The sequence below is a fragment of the Hymenobacter sp. M1-2 genome (genome assembly GCF_057808495.1).
Genome location: NZ_JBTYZO010000020.1, coordinates 41,085 through 60,576, shown reverse-complemented (window position 1 = coordinate 60,576; position 19,492 = coordinate 41,085). Strand labels below are relative to the sequence as shown.

15 protein-coding genes are annotated in these 19,492 nt (G+C 55.0%); 4 read left to right on the top strand and 11 right to left on the bottom strand.

The features are described from left to right. Positions 1–220: 220 nt before the first annotated feature. The 5 genes from ACYSMN_RS18440 to ACYSMN_RS18420 all read right to left on the bottom strand — a co-directional run bounded on the left by ACYSMN_RS18440 (position 221) and on the right by ACYSMN_RS18420 (position 6,590). Positions 221–1,252, bottom strand: a complete 1,032-nt coding sequence (locus ACYSMN_RS18440; RefSeq protein ID WP_488925388.1) for a hypothetical protein — start codon at positions 1,250–1,252, stop codon at positions 221–223. A 262-nt stretch (positions 1,253–1,514) separates the two neighbouring features. After that, on the bottom strand, positions 1,515–3,662 hold the full coding sequence (locus ACYSMN_RS18435; protein ID WP_488925387.1) for a carboxy terminal-processing peptidase: 2,148 nt from the start codon (positions 3,660–3,662) through the stop codon (positions 1,515–1,517). Positions 3,663–3,981: 319 nt separating this feature from the next. Then, positions 3,982–4,740, bottom strand: coding sequence for a hypothetical protein (locus ACYSMN_RS18430; RefSeq protein WP_488925386.1), 759 nt, complete (start codon positions 4,738–4,740; stop codon positions 3,982–3,984). A 160-nt stretch (positions 4,741–4,900) separates the two neighbouring features. Further along, positions 4,901–5,269 carry a hypothetical protein gene (locus tag ACYSMN_RS18425; protein WP_488925385.1) on the bottom strand — a complete coding sequence of 123 codons (369 nt, stop codon included), beginning with the start codon at positions 5,267–5,269 and terminating at the stop codon, positions 4,901–4,903. Positions 5,270–5,399: 130 nt separating this feature from the next. Next, on the bottom strand, positions 5,400–6,590 hold the full coding sequence (locus tag ACYSMN_RS18420; protein WP_488925384.1) for a proline dehydrogenase family protein: 1,191 nt from the start codon (positions 6,588–6,590) through the stop codon (positions 5,400–5,402). Between the two features lie 165 nt (positions 6,591–6,755). On the opposite strand from ACYSMN_RS18420, the gene ACYSMN_RS18415 reads away from it, so the two are divergent. Continuing rightward, positions 6,756–7,853, top strand: coding sequence for a chorismate mutase (locus ACYSMN_RS18415; RefSeq protein WP_488925383.1), 1,098 nt, complete (start codon positions 6,756–6,758; stop codon positions 7,851–7,853). Positions 7,854–7,859: 6 nt separating this feature from the next. Here the strand turns inward: ACYSMN_RS18415 and ACYSMN_RS18410 are convergent, their stop codons facing one another. Beyond that, positions 7,860–8,261, bottom strand: a complete 402-nt coding sequence (locus tag ACYSMN_RS18410; protein WP_488925382.1) for a hypothetical protein — start codon at positions 8,259–8,261, stop codon at positions 7,860–7,862. 182 nt (positions 8,262–8,443) lie between these two features. On the opposite strand from ACYSMN_RS18410, the gene aroB reads away from it, so the two are divergent. Continuing rightward, positions 8,444–9,484: a 3-dehydroquinate synthase gene (gene aroB / locus ACYSMN_RS18405; protein WP_488925381.1), complete on the top strand. Its 1,041-nt coding sequence runs from the start codon at positions 8,444–8,446 to the stop codon at positions 9,482–9,484. A 60-nt stretch (positions 9,485–9,544) separates the two neighbouring features. Then, entirely contained in the window at positions 9,545–10,816 is a 1,272-nt protein-coding gene (locus tag ACYSMN_RS18400; RefSeq protein ID WP_488925380.1) for a 3-phosphoshikimate 1-carboxyvinyltransferase, read from the top strand. A gap of 16 nt (positions 10,817–10,832) precedes the next feature. Here ACYSMN_RS18400 and ACYSMN_RS18395 read toward each other — a convergent pair whose 3' ends face one another. From ACYSMN_RS18395 to ACYSMN_RS18385, 3 genes are all read right to left on the bottom strand, one after another. Next, positions 10,833–11,582: an ABC transporter substrate-binding protein gene (locus ACYSMN_RS18395; RefSeq protein ID WP_488925445.1), complete on the bottom strand. Its 750-nt coding sequence runs from the start codon at positions 11,580–11,582 to the stop codon at positions 10,833–10,835. Positions 11,583–11,830: 248 nt separating this feature from the next. Beyond that, positions 11,831–12,901: a M42 family metallopeptidase gene (locus tag ACYSMN_RS18390; RefSeq protein ID WP_488925444.1), complete on the bottom strand. Its 1,071-nt coding sequence runs from the start codon at positions 12,899–12,901 to the stop codon at positions 11,831–11,833. A gap of 116 nt (positions 12,902–13,017) precedes the next feature. Beyond that, positions 13,018–14,586, bottom strand: coding sequence for an acyl-CoA carboxylase subunit beta (locus ACYSMN_RS18385; protein WP_488925379.1), 1,569 nt, complete (start codon positions 14,584–14,586; stop codon positions 13,018–13,020). Positions 14,587–15,329: 743 nt separating this feature from the next. On the opposite strand from ACYSMN_RS18385, the gene fic reads away from it, so the two are divergent. Beyond that, a complete protein-coding gene (gene fic, locus ACYSMN_RS18380) occupies positions 15,330–15,971 on the top strand; it encodes a protein adenylyltransferase Fic (RefSeq protein WP_488925378.1) in 642 nt (213 codons plus the stop codon). A 68-nt stretch (positions 15,972–16,039) separates the two neighbouring features. Here fic and ACYSMN_RS18375 read toward each other — a convergent pair whose 3' ends face one another. After that, positions 16,040–18,655: an ATP-dependent Clp protease ATP-binding subunit gene (locus ACYSMN_RS18375; protein WP_488925377.1), complete on the bottom strand. Its 2,616-nt coding sequence runs from the start codon at positions 18,653–18,655 to the stop codon at positions 16,040–16,042. Positions 18,656–18,778: 123 nt separating this feature from the next. Next, complete coding sequence (locus tag ACYSMN_RS18370) at positions 18,779–19,426, bottom strand: WbqC family protein (protein ID WP_488925376.1); 648 nt, start codon at positions 19,424–19,426, stop codon at positions 18,779–18,781. Positions 19,427–19,492: the final 66 nt, after the last annotated feature.

Genomic DNA, 19,492 nt, shown 5'->3' with positions numbered 1-19,492 from the left:
CCCCGCGGGGCCAAAAACGCTAAGCCACAAAAGTAGTGCGGGCTGTTCGGCTAACCTAACAGATTACGCGTAGTGTCTTCGCTGCCAATAAACACTACGAGCAAACATTAGCATTGGGCCCTATCTGTCTTTCTAGGAAACGCAAAAAACGCCGCCCCATAGGAGCGGCGTTTAGGTGTATATGGAGTCAGGTCTAACCTAATAAATACCACTGTGTACCTTAGGCAGCGATACCCATCTGCGGAGCCGGAGTCTCGCCCGTAAGTGTGGGCTGCACCCGAGTGCGCAGGCGCTCTTCAACGAAGCTATGCTGCAGGTGCTTTGGGAGTTCCGCCACCATCTGCTGATAGCGCTCCAGCCCCATTGCCTTGGCTACGTACGTCTCGTGAATGCCGTTGAGGTAGCTCACGATGTTGAGTAACGACTGGTGGAAGAGCTTGAAGTCAATCTCGGCTTCGATGTAGCGCTCAATCTCGCGGCTGGTCTGAGAGATGCGCAGACGGCCCAGCAGATCGAAGATCGTGGTGTAGCCAAGGCGCCACGTAATCTGCTGCCAGTGCGACACCGTCCATTTGTCCAGCACCTTGCCCGTTTTCTGGCTACGCAGCGCCGTGTTCGGGTTGGCTTGGACTTGCTGACGAGTGAACTGAGCCTTCATCTTGCGAGTGGTGCGCAGAAACTGCCCAATCTGAGCCTGGGCATCAATTTCCTTGCTCGCAATGTGCAAGCCCGCTTTGTAACCCGCCAGCGGCAGCCGGTGAATGCTGAAGTCGCCGTATGCGCCAGCAGCGTAGAACGATATCGGCCGCGGGTAGGCATTGCGTACTACTAAGCGGCCCACCTCGCGCCGAACCAGCGAAGGATTGTTGCCCCGCACGCCGGCCGTGTACAGGAAAGCCTGCAAGCCAGCCATGATGGTGTGGTAAGCCTGGGGGAAAGTCCAGTGCAGCGCGTTACGCAGGTAGTCTTCGTCGCCTAGCTCAGCGGTAGAACGTAGTGCGTACTCGGTGCTCCAGCACGCGTGCAGTAGTTTGCTAACGGCAGCCAAATCAGCATCGGTCAGTTCGGCTTGGTGAGCGCGGAAGAAGGGAAGGTGTTGCAGGCCACCCGTAGCATCATCGCCCTCCTGAATGTGGTAGTTGATAGCGAAGAAGTAGTTGAGAAACACCTGTGCCGGAATGGATTTGCGCCAGGTCTCATCTGCCAGCTTCTGCTGCTCGTCCGTAACGAGCGGAATAATCGGAGTTTCCATGTTCGTCGTCATATATGTTCAACAGGACGACCCCGCTAATGGTTCGCTCTTTGCTAAAAATATTGGGTTAATTTTAATGGTATTAATATGCTGTCAATCAGTGCATTAGTGATAATTTTAATGATTTGTTTCTCATAAAAAATTAGAGTCGATTTACTAACGATATTGACGAAGTAGTTGAGTGCTAAAAAAGGCACCAAAAAAGCCTTCGTAGCAACGCTACGAAGGCTTTTTTGAATGACAAGCGCAGCTTTGAAGCTACTTATATCTGGTCTTTTACCACGAACACCGCCTCACGTAAGGTGATGTCCTTGTTCAGATTTTTAGTAAAGCGCGAAGCCCGGTTCACTTCTACTGTATCATTGCTCAGCGCTTTCAAGTCGATAGCCAGTGGTGCAATGGCCAGCGGTTGAGCCGACTTCTGTACAGCGTCATACTTGTCAGACTCGGCCTTGTTCTGCTCTTGCTCGGCACGGTAGGCAGTTAGCTTCAACGATACTTTCGTTTCGTCCTTGCGCTTGCGCATCCGTTGGGCCAGCTCATTCACGAGTCGGAAGCTCTGATTAGCAGCAACGCGCGACTGACTAGAAGTGCGAAGCTTGTCGATGGCGGGAGCTTGTGCCCAAGAGCGGTAACGGGCCGGGCTGATTTCGTCCCACTTCAGAGCGTAGTCTTGTTCCTTCTCACCCTGATCGAGGTAGCTGTAAGCATCCGGCAGGATAATGTCGGGCACTACGCCTTTGAACTGCGTGGAGCCGCCATTGATGCGGTAGAACTTTTGCGTCGTTAGCTTCAGCGATCCAAACGGCTTGATGCTGTTGAACTCTGCGGGCATCGCGTCGTCGAGGTCAAAAATGCGCTGAACGGTGCCTTTGCCGTAGGTGCTGGCAGCACCCATAACGACGCCCCGCTTATAATCCTGAATGGCGGCCGCCAAGATTTCAGAAGCCGAGGCACTGTACTTATTCACGAGTACCACCAATGGGCCGCTGTATTGCACGCGTGGGTCGCGGTCGTTGAGGACGCTGGCGGCGCCTTGGCTGCCCTTCACCTGTACTACCGGGCCACTATCGATGAACAGGCCGGCCATTTCTACAGCGTCCTGGAGGGAACCACCACCGTTGAAGCGAAGATCAAGTACTACGCCTTGCACGTTTTCTTGCTTGAGCTTTTCTAGCTCTTTCTTCACGTCTTCGGCCGAGCTGCGTCCACCATTATCGCTGAAGTCAGCGTAGAAAGTGGGCAGCTTGATGTAGCCTATCTTCTTGCCAGCTTCATTAATCGTGGCCGACTGAGCATAGGTTTCTTTGATGATAACTACGTCTCGAATAATTGAAACAATTTTAGTGGAGTTGTCGGGCTTGCGAACCGTAAGGCGAACCTCGGTGCCTTTCTTACCCTTAATGAGCGAAACAGCCTTATCCAGCCGCATGCCCTCCACCGAAACCGGCTCATCGGCGCCCTGAGCAACCCGCATGATGATATCACCTGCTTTCAACTCACCTTGGCGGTAAGAAGCACTACCTGGGATAATGTCCGTGATTTTGATGAGGCCATCTCTCTCTTGCAGCGAAGCGCCGATGCCTTCAAAACGGCCAGTCATGGCTACATCAAAAGTCTCCTTGTCGCGCGGAGCGAAATATTCGGTGTGCGGGTCGTAGGTGTTAGCAATGGTGTTAGCGTACAGCGCAAGCCGGTCGTTGGCATCGTTCTGTAGCAAATCATTGAACTGGTCATCAAAGTATTTGAGCACCCGCTTACGGGCTTCAATTTCCATTTCAGCGGGCGTACGAGTAGGCTCTGAGGTGGTAGTCGCTGAAGGCGCCGCAGTAGTGGAAGCTAAAGGCTTATCTTTTTTCTTGGCCTGCGCGTCCATCATTTCCGAAATCCGCACCAAGGTCTGGTATTTCAGAAACTTGCGCCATTCTTCTCGTTGAGCAGCCTTATCGGCAGCGTACGTCGCCTTATCGGACTCAGTCTCAAACGACTCTTCCGTGGTGAAGTCGAAAGGCTTAGCCAGAATGTCACGGTACATGGCCTGGACCTCCTTCACGCGCTGGTCCAGCAGAGTGTTGGTCTGGTCCATGAATTCATGGGTACCACGCTTCACTTGCTCATCAATATCGTTTTGGTACTTGCGCAGCTGGGTTACATCCGAAGCTAGCAGGAATTTCTTATTGGAATCGATTCGCTTTAGGTATAGATCAAAAACTCGCTTGGAAAAGGAGTCATCTAGTTTTTCTGGTTGGTAGTGCGCCGCAGTTAGGCCTTGTAGCATAGCTTGAATCAGCACGGCGTCTTTTTGGGGCGTCCGCGCATCGCCACGGCGGTAGAGTTTATACGATGCCAGCACAAAGACTGCTAGCACCACCGCGGCGTACAAGCCTATCTTAATTCTTGGAGAAGACATGGAAGGTCGGGTGAAAAGGAGGAAAATCAAATGTACGTAAAAGCCGTTCTGAAGCCTACGGCGCGGCCGGACCCCTGGTTTTACTGGAAAACGCCAAACGTTGTCTATTAAGTGCCCTAGCCCAGAAGTTGCTTTCGCTGGGAGAAAAGGCGACGAAACCAGCAGCCAAGTTGCATATACAAGCTCCGCAATGTATCGTTAAAAACCGAGCCAGGTTGAAAAAATCTGCCCTTATGGCTACAGGTGCACCAACTGATCGACCAAGCAAAAAAAAAGCTCTCCCCACATTGGGGAGAGCTTTTTAAAAAACAGTTGCTAGTTAGTAGCGACGTACTTTGTCGCCGTTGTTGCGGCGGAACTCTTCTTCGAAATAACGAGCATCTTCCTCGTTGCGAGGACGCACGCCCATTACGATACCGCCGTTTTTCACGTCGTTTTCGTATTCAACGGCATGCTCTTCTGGGATGCCCGAGCCTACTAGAGCGCCTACTAGGCCACCCGTTAGGCCACCGGCGCCGGCGCCAGCTAATGCTGCGGCCAGCGGGCCAGCTACAATCAGACCAAGACCTGGCAGTGCTACCGAAGTACCGATAGCAGCAATAGCGCCGATTACAGCACCGGCAGTACCGCCGATAGCCGAACCTACGCCAGCACCTTCCATCGCCTTATCGCCGAGCTCGGTGTGGTGCGACTGGTCGGAGTCGCTGCCGAAATGCTTCTTGCGCGTCTCGTCCGACATCAACAGGTTTACATCGTCCTTAGTATAACCGCGCGACGAGAGCGAGCTGTAAGCTTGCTCAGCGCTAGAACGGTCGCGGAACATGCCCGTAGTGTAGCCAGTGCCAGTAGAAGAACCACTAGCAGTCGAGCCGCTAGAATAAGAAGAGCCGGAAGCTACCGATGAGTCACCGATGCTGGAATTGCCGAGGTTGCCTCCCGAGGTAGTGCTAGTGCCGGAGCCACTAGGCGTTGAGCCGGTGCCATAACCAGTGCCGGCCGAGCCAGTACCATAGTTAGCGCCTGAGCCAGTACCAGTGTTCATGGGGTTGTTCGAGTTGTTCGAATCGTTGGTGTTCATGAGTGGGAGAGTTAAATGAAAGGGATAAGAAAAATCCAGTGCGGGAGAGGGTGAGATGCACTAGGATTTGAGTTGCTAAACGCGACCTTTTCTGTGGGGGTTACACAAAAAATTCGGGCTTGCTCAACATTTACTTTTCTTATTCTCTTACCGTTCAGCTCTATCCGTATAATTCGAAGTTGCGAGCATCCTGCCAAAAGGCTCGGCACTCCTGGCGCATGGTTTTCAAAAAATCTTCTTGTTGCTTAAGCGTACGCCACTCACCCATCCCCAACCGCTCGCACAACTTGTAGAAATTATCACCTTGTCCTTTGGAGCCTTCGACTTTTACAAGGCAGCTCAATACGGGCCGACCGGCCGCGTGTTCTTGTTCCGAAATTTCGGCCAATAGCTCATTGAGCCGGCTTTTCTCGTGGGAGATATCCAGGTTGAACCCTAGTTCGGCGTCTTGCACCAAATTGAGGTAGCTGACGGTGCCCACCTGGTGGCGGGCAAAACGGATTAGATGGCTGCGAATTCGGCCGAGCATGGCGGTGAGAGAGAGGTGTAAGGGGTGCGGAAAATAGGAAGAAAAAAGTCCGCGATTTTGCATTTTGCTAAATCGCGGACTGGGCTTACCCAAAACCGTGCCGCCTAGGCAGAACCGGCAGCAATCTTACTTAACGACCCTGACGGCGGCGTATTTCTTTTTGAATCAACAAAAACTCTCGGCTGCTCTGCCCAGCAATGGCGGTGTTCTCATCGGCACGCCGTAGTAAATAGGGCATTACCGCATCTACGGGGCCATAAGGCACATATTTGGCGGTGTTGTAGCCGGCGTGCGCGAGGTTGTAACTCAGGTTGTCGCTCATGCCGTAGAGCTGCGCAAACCAGATGCGCGGGTCGTTGGGTTGCAGGTCGTATTCCTGCATTAGCTCGGTGAGCAGGCGGGAGCTAGCCTCGTTGTGGGTGCCCGCACAAATGCTGATCCGGTCGGCGTGCGCCACGCAATATCGGAGGGCTTCGTCGTACAAGGCATCGGTAGCTTGCTTGGTCGAGTTAATGGGGTTCTGATAGCCGCGTTGCGCAGCTATGCGCGCCTCCTTTTCCATGTAGGCGCCGCGTACCAACTTGGCGCCCAGGAAATAACTATGCTGCCGGGCTTCTTCGTAGGCATCTTTGATGGCATCGAGACGGTCCTGCCGGTAGAGCTGATACGTGTTCCAGACTATGGCCGACTCCCGGTTGTACTTGCGCATCATCTCGTAGGCCAGATTGTCGATGGTGGCCTGGAACCAGCTTTCTTCCGCGTCGACGAACACGCGCACGCCGTACTGGTGGGCCCGCTGACAGATGGCATCCACACGGGCGTGGCCCCGGTCGTAGCTGGCTTGTTCGGCGGGTGTGAGCGACTTGCCCGCCTGTACTTTCTCTAGAATGGCGCTATCGGCCAGGCCAGTCACCTTGAACACCGAAAACGGAATGTGGGTGGAGCGGTGCGCGATGTCGATGGTGGCCAGGATTTCGTCGCGGGTACGGTCGAAGCTTTTGTCGTCGCCTTCGCCTTCCACCGAGTAGTCGAGGATGGTCCCGATATGGTAGCGGCCCAGCTCCCCAACGACGGGAATACACTCCTTAATGGTTTCGCCGCCGCAGAACTGGTTGAAAATGGACTTCTTGATGAGAAACTTAGTGCCCGGCAACTGCCACTTCAGCGCCGTTTTCATCAACCCGCCGCCAGTTTTCACCAGCGTATTGTTGTTCATGGCCGCGAACAGCGCATACATCTTGCGCAACTCGGCATCAGACTTAGAGGCGAAGGCGACGGCGGTGTCTTCGAAGGAGATGGGCGGGGCTTGGGTTGTAGGCATTGGGTGGTAGCTTTGGGCGGGTGATGGGGAGGCAAATATAGCCGTTAAACCCTGGCTATACGGACCAGGTTATGTCTCTGGCCGGCTTTTACAAACGCAGTATCGTCGCCTTTCATTCACCTTTGCCTCGGCTCCGGCCCTTTCATTTTTTTGCATCCTGTTTTCATGGAAATTCCGCTTGCTCCTACCACCTATTTCACCCGGCTACTGGCTGCCAAAGGCCATCCTTTAGTTATTGCGGGTCCTTGCTCCGCCGAAACCGAAGAACAGGTCCTTACCACCGCCCGCGGGCTGCAAGCTCTCGGCCGCGTCGACCTTTTTCGGGCCGGCATTTGGAAGCCCCGCACCAAGCCGGGCGGGTTTGAAGGAGTAGGAGCGGTGGGGCTGCCTTGGCTGCGCCGCGTGAAAGAAGAAACGGGCCTGCCTACCACCATAGAAGTAGCCACGCCGCGCCACGTAGAAGAAGCGCTGGCGCACGGTATTGATGTGTTGTGGATTGGGGCTCGCACCACCGTTAATCCGTTTGCGGTGCAGGAACTGGCCGACGCGCTGGCGGGAACCGGCGTGCCCGTAATGGTGAAAAATCCGGTGAACCCCGATGTAGCGCTGTGGGCTGGGGCGCTGGAGCGGCTGGAGCGCGCCGGCATCACCGATCTGGCGGCTATTCACCGTGGCTTCAGCACGTTTGCGCCGTCGCGGTACCGCAACGCGCCCACCTGGATGCTGCCTATCGAATTGAAAACGCGCTTTCCGCACATTCCGCTCATCTGCGACCCTAGCCACATCGGGGGCCGCCGCGACCTGCTGCTGCCCATCGCCCAAAAAGCCCTGGACCTGGACTACGACGGGCTGATGATAGAAACCCACCCCGACCCCGACCATGCTTTGTCCGATGCCGCGCAGCAAGTAACACCGCAGCGCCTCGGCGAGATTTTAGAGGAATTGCAATACCGCTACCGCTCCTCCGATAATGCCGACTACCTGAATAAAGCCGAAGAACTGCGCCAGAAAATGGACGTGGCCGACCGCGAAATCATTGAAGCCCTGGCCCGGCGAATGGCGCTAGTGGCCGAGCTGGCTGAATACAAGAAGGAAAACAACGTGAAAATACTACAGCTGGACCGCTGGAACGAGATTTTTACGTCGCGGCCGGAATGGGCCCATCGGGCGGGCGTAAACGAGAAATTCGTGGGCGAACTGTACAAGCTGATTCATCTGGAAAGCATCCGGCGCCAAACCGAAATCATGCAGCGGCCGGAGTAAGAGGCTTTATTCCCGCCGGTAGGTTTTGCGAGGAGCATCAGTGCATAAGCCCTGGTCGAGCACTAGCTTAGTTGGCTCCAAGGTGTAGGCGATGTTGTTGTCGTAAATGCCAGGTAGGTTGCTGATGCGCATGACGGAAATATTCTCGGGGTTGCCGCAAAACTTGCCTTCCGTGAACCTATACGTGCCGCGGCACTCCTCTCGACCGTCTTTATAAAACACGGCGTTGCCTGCCGCGTCAAACTCTACTGCTTCGTTGGGAACCGGTGTATTGGGAGGGCAGTAGCACTCAAGCTGAGTGAGTTGCCAACGGCCGACAATGGCTGTTGGAATGACGTCCTTATCAGACTTACAGGCACTTGTCCCTAGCAAGCCAAGCAAGAACAAAAGCGTTGAAGAGCGTTTCATGGGCGGGAAACAAAGGAGTAAAGGTTAATTGAAAACAGACATTTAACAGGTGTGCCGTTCGTAGGAGTAAGGACTTGTCCAGGAGGTTGCACCAAAGCATTCTACTTTTGCAGTTGGCCACGCGGCAACTTTGATGATAATCTGCTTTGGATTATTTCACCTAACCAGAAAACCAGCCAGTCTTGAATAGCACCGTATTCTTCGGACCCAAGGCCCTCACTGAACTGGCCGAGCTGTTACGCCGTCCGGCCGTGAGCCAAGTATTTGTGCTCACGGATACTAATACAGGCCAGCTGTGTTACCCGCTGTTGCAGCCGTACTTGCCGGCCGCGCACACAGTTATTGAATTGCCGGCCGGGGAAGAAGCCAAAACGCTGGCTTCTTGCGAAGTGGTGTGGAGCGAAATGACCAAACGGCGCGCCGACAGGTTTGCGGTGCTGGTAAATCTGGGCGGCGGCGTACTCACGGATTTGGGAGGTTTTTGCGCGGCATTATATAAGCGCGGAATTCAGTTTGTGCAAGTGCCTACCACACTGCTGGCGCAGGTAGATGCCAGCGTGGGCGGCAAAACCGGCGTGGATTTTCAAGGCTTCAAAAACCAGTTGGGCATATTTCAAGAGCCGGCCGCCGTGTGCATAGACCCGCAATTTTTGCGCACCCTCGACCCGCGCCAACTCAAGTCCGGCTACGCGGAAATCGTGAAACACAGCCTCATTGCCGACGCGGCAGCTTTTCAGGAGCAGCGCCGCACGGGCATGTTCGTAGACGGCTGGACGGCGACGATTCAGGCATCTGTGGCGCTTAAGCAGAGCATTGTAGCCCAGGACCCGCTGGAGGCCGGTCCGCGCAAGCTGCTCAACTTTGGTCATACCGTGGGCCACGCGCTGGAAAGCTACCTGCTCGTGCAGCCCGGCCGCGAAATCCTGCACGGCGAGGCCGTAGCGGCTGGTATGGTGTGCGAGGCGTGGCTGTCGGTGCAGCGAGGACTGCTCAGTGCCGAGGCGCTGGACCAGATAGAGACGTTTCTGTTTTCGGTGTTTGAGAAGGTGCAGTTTGTGCTTCTGGAAACCGAAGCCATAGCTGAGTACGCCTGGCAGGACAAGAAAAATGCTGGTTCCATCATCAACTGCACCCTGTTGCAAGGCATCGGCCAAGGCATCTACGACCAGCCAGTGACCATCCAAGAGTTGGCCGATTCGCTTCGCTATTATCATCGGTTGTAGCGCAGCTTCTCTTATGTTCGCGTCGTAGCCACACGTATTGTTTCACACGTCATCGGGCTTTTGCTTGGTGATATACGCTTCTCCGTTATCAACTCTTCCCTCACGCTTCTGTGGAGTGGCCTGCCCTTGCGCGGGACTGCTCAGCTACCGGCTTCGAAAAGTGAAAGCAACCGGGCCCTCATTCTGCGGGCCTTAGCGGGCGGCGGCACCCTGGCCAACCTTTCCGACGCCAACGATACCCAGCTCATGGAGCGCCTGCTAGCCAATCCCGCGGCCGCGCAATTCGATGCTGAAGACGCAGGCACCGTTATGCGCTTCCTCACGGCTTACCTGTCCGCTACCAACAGCCACGCCCAACTCACTGGCACAGCCCGGATGCAGCAGCGGCCCATTGGGGTGTTGGTGGACGCGCTACGTGAGCTAGGGGCGGATATTCGGTATGAGAAGGAAGAAGGCTATCCGCCGCTGCACCTAAATGGCTGGCACTCGGCCGAAACGGATGAGGCGCCCGACGGCCTGAACGAACTGACGGTGCGCGGCGACATAAGCAGCCAGTACATTTCCGCGCTGCTCATGATAGGCCCCACGCTGCCCGGCGGCCTGCGTCTGCGTCTAACTGGCAAGGTCGGGTCCCGGCCTTACATCCGCATGACGTTGGCCTTGATGCAACACTTCGGGGGCAACTGCCGCGACTTGGGCACGGTGCTGGAAGCCCGGCCTGGTCACTATCGGCCCACCGACTACACTATAGAAGCCGATTGGTCGGCGGCCAGTTATTGGTACGCTATGGTGGCGCTGGCGCCGACGGGCTCTTCGCTTACGCTGCCTGGCCTGCGCCACTACTCCTGGCAGGGCGACCAAGCCATTGTGGCCATCATGGAAAAGCTGGGCGTGGCCACCGAATTCCTAGCCGATGGCGTGCGCCTGATGCAAACCGGCACCACCACAGAATTCACGCAAGACTTCACCGACTGCCCCGACCTGGCTCAAACCGTGGCCGTAGTGGCGGCGGCGCTCGGCGTGTCCGTGTTGATGACGGGCCTGGAGAGTTTGCGCATCAAGGAAACGGACCGAATTTTCGCGCTGCAAACGGAGTTGGCCAACTTCGGCGCCTTTCTCACCGAGGAAACGGAAGGCCAGTTCCGCATCAGCTCCAGCCAGTTTCAGGTAGCCGGACAGACCGTTGCCACATACCACGACCACCGGATGGCTATGGCCTTCGCGCCGTTGGCGTTGCGCGGCTCGCTCACCATTGAAGCGCCGCAAGTAGTGCGCAAATCGTACCCGCAGTTTTGGGCTGAGCTAGAGAAAGCCGGCTTTTCGGTGAGCTAGGATGTGGCCCTGTACGCTACAGGGTTTGGAAATACGCTGCCGAATGCAGCAGTCGGCTCCCGTACCAACTGAACAACTCCCCATCAACAACCTGAATTTCTGCCTCTGGGCACAGCACCTGAAACTCGGCCACATGCTTTTCGCCGAACGGATACGGCTCCGACGACAGCAGAATGCGCTGTGGAGCCGCCACCCGTAGCTGCTCGGGTGTTATTTCGGGGTAGCGTGCGAGGCTCCCAAATACGTTATGAAAGCCCGCTCGCTGCAGCATATCATCAATAAAAGTACCCGCGCCGGCCACCATATACGGCTTACGCCAGATAAAATACGCTGCGGGCAGCAGTTCCGCCAATTCTGGTAGCGCCTGAAACGACTTGTTGATTTGCGCGGCTAGCAACTCGGCTTTCTCCTTGCACCCGCAGATAAGCCCCACGCGCCGAATCATGTCTAGCGCCGCGGCTAGCGTACTGATGTCGCTCATCCAGACTGGAAATTGCGCTGCCAACTGTTCGATGCCTTCCTGATAGTTTTCTTCTTTGTTGCCGAGGATGAGGTCAGGTTTGAGCGCGGCTATCTTGTCGAAATCAAAGTTCTTAGTTCCACCAACAATCGTAGCTTGCTTGCGAGCCTGCGCCGGGTGGATGCAAAACTTCGTGACACCCACCACCCGCTCGCCCAAGCCCAAATCAAACAGCAACTCCGTCTGCGAAGGCACCAATGATACAATGCGGCCCGGCGGAAACGGTACCGCCACGCGCCGGTTCATTTGGTCAGTGACGGTCAACGGGACCACGGATTCGACTGGGTTTTCGGGGTTCACAGATTTTGTGGATGGTTTAAAGAGCCGTGATAAAGCTTTAGTATAGACAAGCTATACGGAGTATCCGGCGAGATAAGTGAAGCTGTTAGCTAAGTAGGAGCAAAGTCAAAATAGCAATGCCACAACCCAAGGCTGTGGCATTGCTGCTTTTCACAAAATCCGTGCAATCCGTTAAAATCTGCGCTAATCCGTGATCAGGTGAAGTAGCGGAAATCGTGGTTGTCTTCGATGCGAAGGAGGGTCTCGTAAATGAGTCTGGTTACGTTGTCTACGTCTTCCTGGTGCACGGTTTCTACGGTGGTGTGCATGTACTTGAGCGGCAGAGAAATCAGGGCCGATGCTACGCCGGCACCGGAGTAGGCGAAGGCGTCGGTGTCGGTGCCGGTAGCGCGAGTGGCGGCGGCGCGCTGGAACGGAATTTCCGCCTCGTGGGACGTTCGGATGATAAGGTCGCGCAGGTTATTTTGGACAGCCGGGCCGTAAGTAATTACCGGGCCCTTGCCGCAGAAAATGTCGCCAGAAGTCTTCTTCTCGTACATCGGCGACTGTGTGTCGTGCGTCACGTCGGTGATAATGGCTACGTCGGGGTTGATGCGGTGCGCCACCATTTCGGCCCCGCGCAGGCCGATTTCCTCCTGCACTGCATTCACGATGTAGAGGCCGAAGGGCAAGGTCTTGCTGTTTTCCTTGAGCATGCGCGCCACTTCCGCAATCATGAAGCCGCCCACGCGGTTGTCGAGGGCGCGGCCCACGTAGAACTTCTCGTTCATCACCATGAACTCGTCCTCGAACGTGACGACCGAGCCCACGTGAATGCCCATCGCCTCCACTTCCTCCGCCGACGAAGCGCCGCAATCCAAAAACACCGTTTCAATGGTTGGCGCTTTGTCTTGTTCCACCTTGCGCACGTGGATGGCCGGCCAGCCAAACACCGCTTTCACGATGCCTTTGTTGGTGTGGATGTTCACCCGTTTGCTTGGGGCTACCAGCGGGTCGGAGCCGCCGTTGCGGCGCAGGTAGAGGTAGCCTTCCTTGGTGATGTAATTAACGAAGTAGCTGATTTCGTCGGCATGCGCCTCAATCACCACCTTGTATTTCGCCTCCGGGTTGATAACACCCACCACTGTGCCGTAGGTGTCCACGAAGTACTCGTCGATGTAAGGCCGGATGTAGTCAAGCCAAATTTTCTGGCCTTCTTTCTCGAAGCCGGTGGGGGAGGGGTTATTGAGGTACTTCTGAAGGAAGTCGAAGCTTTCCTGGCGCATACTATTTATCATTTCGAACGTAGTGAAAAACCTGATACTATCTTGCTGCGCGTCATGTTTTGAAAACGAGAGCAGTGGGAGTATATCAGATTCCTCGCGCTGCTCGGAATAACAAACTACAGCGGAATGTTTCCGTGCTTCTTACGTGGCAGCGTGTCTACTTTGTTTTCCAGCATCTTAAATGCGCGAATTAGCTTCTGGCGCGTTTGCGAGGGCAAAATCACCTCATCCACGAAACCCCGGTGGGCGGCACGGTAAGGCGTAGCAAACTTCTGCTGGTACTCGTCTACCTTCTCCTGTAGCTTGGCTTCGGGGTCGACGGCCTGCGCTATTTCGCGCTTGAAAATAATTTCAGCTGCTCCCTTCGCACCCATTACCGCAATTTCGGCAGTGGGCCAGGCGTAGTTCATGTCGGCGCCGATGTGCTTGGAGTTCATTACGTCGTAGGCGCCACCGTAGGCTTTGCGGGTGATAACCGTAATGCGCGGCACGGTAGCTTCGCAGAAAGCGTACAGCAGCTTAGCTCCGTTGGTGATGATGCCACGCCATTCCTGGTCGGTGCCGGGCAGGAAGCCAGGTACGTCTTCCAGTACCAGCAGCGGAATGTTGAAGGAATCACAGAACCGCACGAAACGGGCCGCCTTGGTGCTGGCATTGATGTCGAGCACACCAGCCAAAACGGCCGGCTGGTTGCCCACGATGCCAATGTTGCGGCCCCCGAGGCGAGCAAAACCCACCACGATATTCTCCGCGAAATTCTGGTGTACTTCCAGGAAAGTATCGGCATCAATAATCCCCTCAATCACTTCCCGCATGTCGTAGGGCTGGTTGGGGTTTTCGGGGATGATGCTGTCCAACACCAGCCGCGATTCGTCGCCGCTGGTTTCGTAAGGTACGGCGGGAGCAGTTTCTTCGCAGTTCTGGGGCATGTAGCTCAGTAACTGCTTGAGGTGGTTGATGCAGGCTACTTCGTTGGCGCAAGAAAAGTGCGTTACGCCGCTTTTGGCTGAGTGCGTGCTGGCCCCACCTAGCTCCTCACTGGTCACGTTTTCGTGGGTTACGGTCTTCACCACGTTGGGACCCGTCACGAACATATAGCTCGTGTCTTCCACCATCAGAATAAAATCCGTAATGGCTGGCGAGTACACCGCGCCGCCCGCGCACGGCCCCATAATGGCCGACAGCTGCGGTACCACACCCGACGCCAGCGTATTCTTATAGAAGATATCGGCGTAGCCGCCAAGGCTCACCACGCCTTCCTGAATCCGTGCGCCACCCGAATCATTGAGGCCAATAACTGGGGCCCCGTTCTTCATGGCGAGGTCCATAATCTTCACGATTTTCTCGGCGTGCGTCTCGCTCAAGGAACCGCCAAACACCGTGAAATCCTGCGAAAACACGTACACTAGCCGGCCGTTCACCGTGCCGTAGCCCGTTATTACACCGTCGCCGAGGTAGTATTCTTTGTCGAGGCCGAAGTCCTTGGAGCGGTGCATAACGAACTTACCGATTTCCTCAAACGAGCCTTCATCGAGCAACAAATCCACCCGTTCGCGGGCGGTGAGCTTGCCTTTCTTGTGCTGGGCGTCGATGCGGGCCTGGCCGCCACCGAGCAGGGCTTCGGCATTTTTACGTTCGAGGATTTCGAGTTTGCTCAGTTGGGCTTCAGCGTGCGGGTCGGACATGCGGGGTGGGCTTGGGGAAGTCTATGTAGCTACTTAGGTCAGGAGGCCAAAGGTAACGCACCGGTAAAGAAAAGTCGAACCAGTTTTGCGGATATGGCATCAAAGCATTCAGTCACAGCCACCACTTTGTCCTTTTCCTGTATTTCGATTAAATCCAACAGCGCAAACGTGGCAGGAAACCCAAATGAGTGGACCTCGCAACCACATGGAGTGAACGTTGGTACTATGTAGGGTGACCCAATGATGGGTCAAATCTACCCGCCAAATAAGGACTGCCTCCCGATAAGCTGTAAGCGTATGTTGCTTATTATCTAGCCAGTAAACTATACCCTCTTTGTCTTGAATACCGAATAGCTCTACAACGGGATCATCTTCGCTAGTTTTCTATAGCGAATACACTCTACCAACTCCTCGTTGATCAACAGTAAGATCACTACGTTTGGTATTTTCGTAGTCAATAGTGATAAGCTTGGGGTCATATGGTAAGCTCGTTTGAGCCAGAGCACTGTGTGCTATAAAACAGAAAGGCGCGAGAAGGAGTAATTTGTACATTCTCACAAGGTAGAATATAAAACGGCCGGCTCCTTCGCAGGAACTGGCCGTTTCTGTTCAGTCACCTCAGATGATTACTCGCCCTTCTTCTTATCCGTGCTGTCGTCGGGCTCGGGTGCTTCGGCAGGCCGCTCGTGGCTGGCAAGGTTGGGCTGCTTGTAGCTTGTGAAAGCAGGCTGACTTAGGTATTTTTGAAGCAAGCACTCAACTCGAGGAATCAAACGAGTCTTTGGGCTCATGAACAGCTAGCGGCTCGTTTTTATCAGATTGGTATGAAGAATATAGATAAGATAAGTCTACAAAATGCCTACCGTTTATTCGAGTCCGGCGACATTTACAAAATTATTCCCGGCACGACCGAAGGATTGCGGCAGATCCACCAGTATTTGTTTGCCGGGCTTTACGATTTCGCCGGCCAATTACGCATGTTAAACATATCCAAAGGCGGCTTTAGGTTTGCTACTGCGCTATACCTGAGGGAAATTCTGGTGAAGATTGAGCAGATGCCGGAAAACACTTTCGAGGAAGTAATTGCCAAGTATGTAGAGATGAACATTGCGCATCCGTTCATGGAAGGCAACGGCCGAACGATGCGCATCTGGCTGGATATGATATTGCGCACAAGACTGAAGAAAGTGGTTGACTGGCAACACGTGGATAAAACTTTGTATTTGCAGGCAATGGAGCGCAGCCCGGTCAACGACTTAGAATTACGAACGTTGCTTCAAGCTAACTTGACTGATGACATCGACAATCGGGAAATTATTTTTAAAGGAATAGAGCAGTCCTATTACTATGAAGGATACCGAAAGGAAGACGACGACAATCAATAGCGCCTGGCATAACAAACGGCCGGCTCCTTCGCAGGAGCCGGCCGTTTCTATTCATTTACTTCAGACGATTACTCGCCTTTCTTCTTATCCGTGCTGTCGTCCGGCTCGGGCGCTTCGGCTGGCCGTTCGTCGCTGGCAAGATTAGGCTTTTCGCCGCTCTTGCTCACCGCGAAGGTCAACTCTTCAGCACCTTCCGTGTAGTCGGCCGTGATGACGTCACCCTGAGCAATTTCCGCCTTCAGAATTTCCTCCGCAATCGGGTCTTCGATGTACTTCTGGATGGCCCGGTTCAGCGGACGAGCGCCGAATTTGGGGTCGTAGCCTTTCTCGGCCACGAAGTCCTTGGCGGCTTCGGTCAGCTCCACGCGGTAGCCCAAGGTTTGGATGCGCGAGAGCAGCTTGCTGAGGCTGATGTCGATGATGCGGTGGATGTCTTTTTTCTCCAGCGAGTTGAAGACAATCACATCATCCAAACGGTTGAGGAACTCCGGCGAGAAGGTCTTGCGCAGGGCGTTGGTGATGGTACCCTTCGTCAGCTCGTCCATGTTCTCGGTACGAGCCTTAGTGCCGAAACCGATGCCGGCGCCGAAGTCAGCCAGATCACGCGCTCCAATGTTGGAGGTCATGATGATGATGGTGTTGCGGAAGTCCACCTTGCGGCCCAGACCGTCGGTCAGGATACCATCGTCGAGTACTTGCAGAAGCAAGTTATACACGTCGGGGTGAGCCTTCTCAATCTCGTCAAGCAGGATGACGGAATAGGGCTTGCGGCGGATTTTCTCCGTCAGCTGGCCGCCTTCTTCGTAACCCACGTAGCCGGGAGGCGCGCCCACGAGGCGCGACACGCTGAACTTCTCCATGTACTCCGACATATCGATGCGCACGAGCGAATCTTCCTTATCGAAGAGGTAAGTAGCCAGCACCTTGGCTAGCTCGGTTTTACCTACGCCGGTCGGGCCCAGGAACACGAACGAGCCGATAGGCTTCTTGGGGTCTTTCAGGCCCACGCGAGTGCGCTGGATGGCTTTCACCAATTGCTTGATGGCCTTGTCCTGCCCAATCACCTTGCCTTGTAGATCTTCGCCCATGTTGAGCAGCTTGGCGCTTTCGTTTTGCGCCACCCGCGAAACCGGGATGCCAGTCATCATAGCAATTACCTCGGCCACGTTCTCTTCCTTCACGGTGTAGCGCTTCTTCTTGGTCTCCTCTTCCCAGTCCTTCTTAGCCTGGTCGAGTTGATCAATGAGCTTCTTTTCCGTGTCGCGGAGTTTGGCGGCTTCCTCGTATTTCTGCGATTTTACCACCCGGTTTTTCTCCACCTTGATGTTCTCGATCTGCTCTTCGAGCTTGAGAATATCCTCGGGCACGATGATGTTGTTGATGTGCACGCGCGCACCAGCTTCATCGAGAATGTCGATGGCTTTGTCCGGCAGGAAACGGTCCGACATGTAGCGGTCCGACAGTTTCACACAAGCCTCAATGGCTTTGTCGGTGTACAGGACGTGGTGGTGGTCCTGATACTTGTCTTTGATATTGTGCAGGATTTCGATGGTCTCCTCCGGCGTGGTGGGGTCCACCATTACCATCTGGAACCGACGAGCCAAGGCACCGTCTTTCTCGATGTACTGACGATACTCGTCCAGCGTGGTAGCGCCGATGCATTGAATTTCGCCGCGGGCCAACGCCGGCTTGAACATGTTGGAAGCGTCGAGCGAGCCCGAAGCACCACCAGCGCCCACAATCGTGTGCAACTCGTCAATGAACAGAATCACGTCGGGCGACTTCTCCAGCTCGTTCATCACAGCCTTCATGCGCTCCTCAAACTGACCGCGGTACTTGGTACCAGCTACCAGCGAAGCAAGGTCGAGCGTCACGACGCGCTTGCCGAACAACACCCGACTTACTTTCTTCTGAATGATGCGTAGGGCGAGGCCTTCGGCAATAGCCGTTTTACCAACGCCGGGCTCACCAATCAGAATGGGGTTGTTCTTTTTGCGGCGGCTTAGAATCTGAGCAACGCGCTCAATTTCCTTCTCACGGCCTACAATGGGGTCGAGCTTGTCTTCCTCAGCCAGCTTGGTGAGGTCGCGGCCGAAGTTGTCGAGTACGGGAGTACGCGATTTTTCGGCCCCTTTCCGGGCTGCCGCACCGGCGCCGGCACCAGTGCCGCCGCGGCCTTGGCTCCCAAAGAGGCGGTCGTTGTCGTCGTCGTCGGCTTCGGGGCCGGAGGTGGGGTTGTTCGCCGTGTTACCGTGGTAATCCAGCGAATCGCGCACGGATTCGTAGTTCACGTTGAATTTGCTGAGGATTTGAGACGAAATGTTGTCTTCATCACGCAGAATCGACAGCAGTAGGTGCTCCGTGCCGATAATTTCGCTTTTGAAGATTTTGGCTTCGAGGTAGGTAATCTTGAGGACTTTCTCGGTCTGTTTCGTCAGGGGAATCGAGCCGGTGATGCTCGTGCCCTGCGTGGCCGTATTACGGGTGGCTTGCTCGAGGGCGTATTTAAGCTCGTCCACGGATACGCCCAATTTTTTGAGCAAACCAATGGCCGTGCCTTCCCCTTCGCGAATCATGCCCAGCAACAGGTGTTCGGTGCCGATATAATCGTGCCCGAGCCGGATTGCCTCCTCCCGGCTCAGAGAGATGACCTCTTTGACTCGATTTGAGAATTTAGCTTCCATGCAGATAAGGTAGTGAAGAAAAACGGTACCCCGCAATGGTACTGTAGGCTTGTATTGCGGGTTGGGCCGATATAATCTGAAAACAGATTCGTTCGGGCGAAGGTTCGGAGGCGGCAAATAGGACTACGAGAGAAAACTGCCGGCGGCCGGGCCCTGCATAAAAAGCAGGTCTAAGATGCTGAGCCCGGGTACAAAATCTTTACCAAACGTTTGCGGGTAGGGTAGAACCGACTTCCTGTCAGGTTCGGCGCTGCCGGCCGCTTTAGGTGTCAGATAGTCACGGCAATCCTGGAGAGGCTTAAGTGTGGCTGATGGCGCGGAAGCACCAGGGTGAAAAGGCAAGTATTCAGTGGTCAGCTTGATGGGCAGCCGCAGCCGCAAACAGCGGAGGTAGAACTGCAACAGGGTCAGATTGAGTTCGAATAGCAGCCGAGGCTTTTGTACGTAAATGTCGTGCAGGTAGTCGGCGTAGTACTCGAAATACGGGGTTCCACCATAGGCAGTTTGCAAGGTGCGCCAGTGCCGATGGACCCAGTTTTGGCGGTAGTCAATTTCCAGCTCCGAGGTTTTCACTTTTTCGCTGCGGTTGCCATCTATCACGGGCACTGTCAGAGGCTGTACGCCTTGCGCCGTGAGAATGAGGCAGCGGTTCCGGTAGGTCTGTTTGCGGTAGTGCTCCTGCGCCTCCAGCCACAGTGCTTCGGCTCCAAGCAAGTGCGCGAAGAAAACACTGGGCGGGTTGTATTGAGACTCAAATAGAACGACAGGCATAAAGTAGATGGCGCAGGCTTCCCGAAGACAGGAACGCTGCGTGGCACACAAAAAGCGTGCGAACAG

What these genes read in the sequence shown, in the direction of transcription:
- ACYSMN_RS18430 (WP_488925386.1), bottom strand. Translation starts at nt 4,740, where the DNA reads ATGAACACCAACGATTCGAACAACTCGAACAACCCCATGAACACTGGT.
- ACYSMN_RS18410 (WP_488925382.1), bottom strand. Translation starts at nt 8,261, where the DNA reads ATGAAACGCTCTTCAACGCTTTTGTTCTTGCTTGGCTTGCTAGGGACA.
- ACYSMN_RS18420 (WP_488925384.1), bottom strand. Translation starts at nt 6,590, where the DNA reads ATGCCTACAACCCAAGCCCCGCCCATCTCCTTCGAAGACACCGCCGTC.
- ACYSMN_RS18435 (WP_488925387.1), bottom strand. Translation starts at nt 3,662, where the DNA reads ATGTCTTCTCCAAGAATTAAGATAGGCTTGTACGCCGCGGTGGTGCTA.
- ACYSMN_RS18370 (WP_488925376.1), bottom strand. Translation starts at nt 19,426, where the DNA reads ATGCCTGTCGTTCTATTTGAGTCTCAATACAACCCGCCCAGTGTTTTC.
- ACYSMN_RS18395 (WP_488925445.1), bottom strand. Translation starts at nt 11,582, where the DNA reads ATGAACCGGCGCGTGGCGGTACCGTTTCCGCCGGGCCGCATTGTATCA.
- ACYSMN_RS18385 (WP_488925379.1), bottom strand. Translation starts at nt 14,586, where the DNA reads ATGTCCGACCCGCACGCTGAAGCCCAACTGAGCAAACTCGAAATCCTC.
- ACYSMN_RS18390 (WP_488925444.1), bottom strand. Translation starts at nt 12,901, where the DNA reads ATGCGCCAGGAAAGCTTCGACTTCCTTCAGAAGTACCTCAATAACCCC.
- ACYSMN_RS18440 (WP_488925388.1), bottom strand. Translation starts at nt 1,252, where the DNA reads ATGGAAACTCCGATTATTCCGCTCGTTACGGACGAGCAGCAGAAGCTG.
- ACYSMN_RS18415 (WP_488925383.1), top strand. Translation starts at nt 6,756, where the DNA reads ATGGAAATTCCGCTTGCTCCTACCACCTATTTCACCCGGCTACTGGCT.
- ACYSMN_RS18425 (WP_488925385.1), bottom strand. Translation starts at nt 5,269, where the DNA reads ATGCTCGGCCGAATTCGCAGCCATCTAATCCGTTTTGCCCGCCACCAG.
- ACYSMN_RS18375 (WP_488925377.1), bottom strand. Translation starts at nt 18,655, where the DNA reads ATGGAAGCTAAATTCTCAAATCGAGTCAAAGAGGTCATCTCTCTGAGC.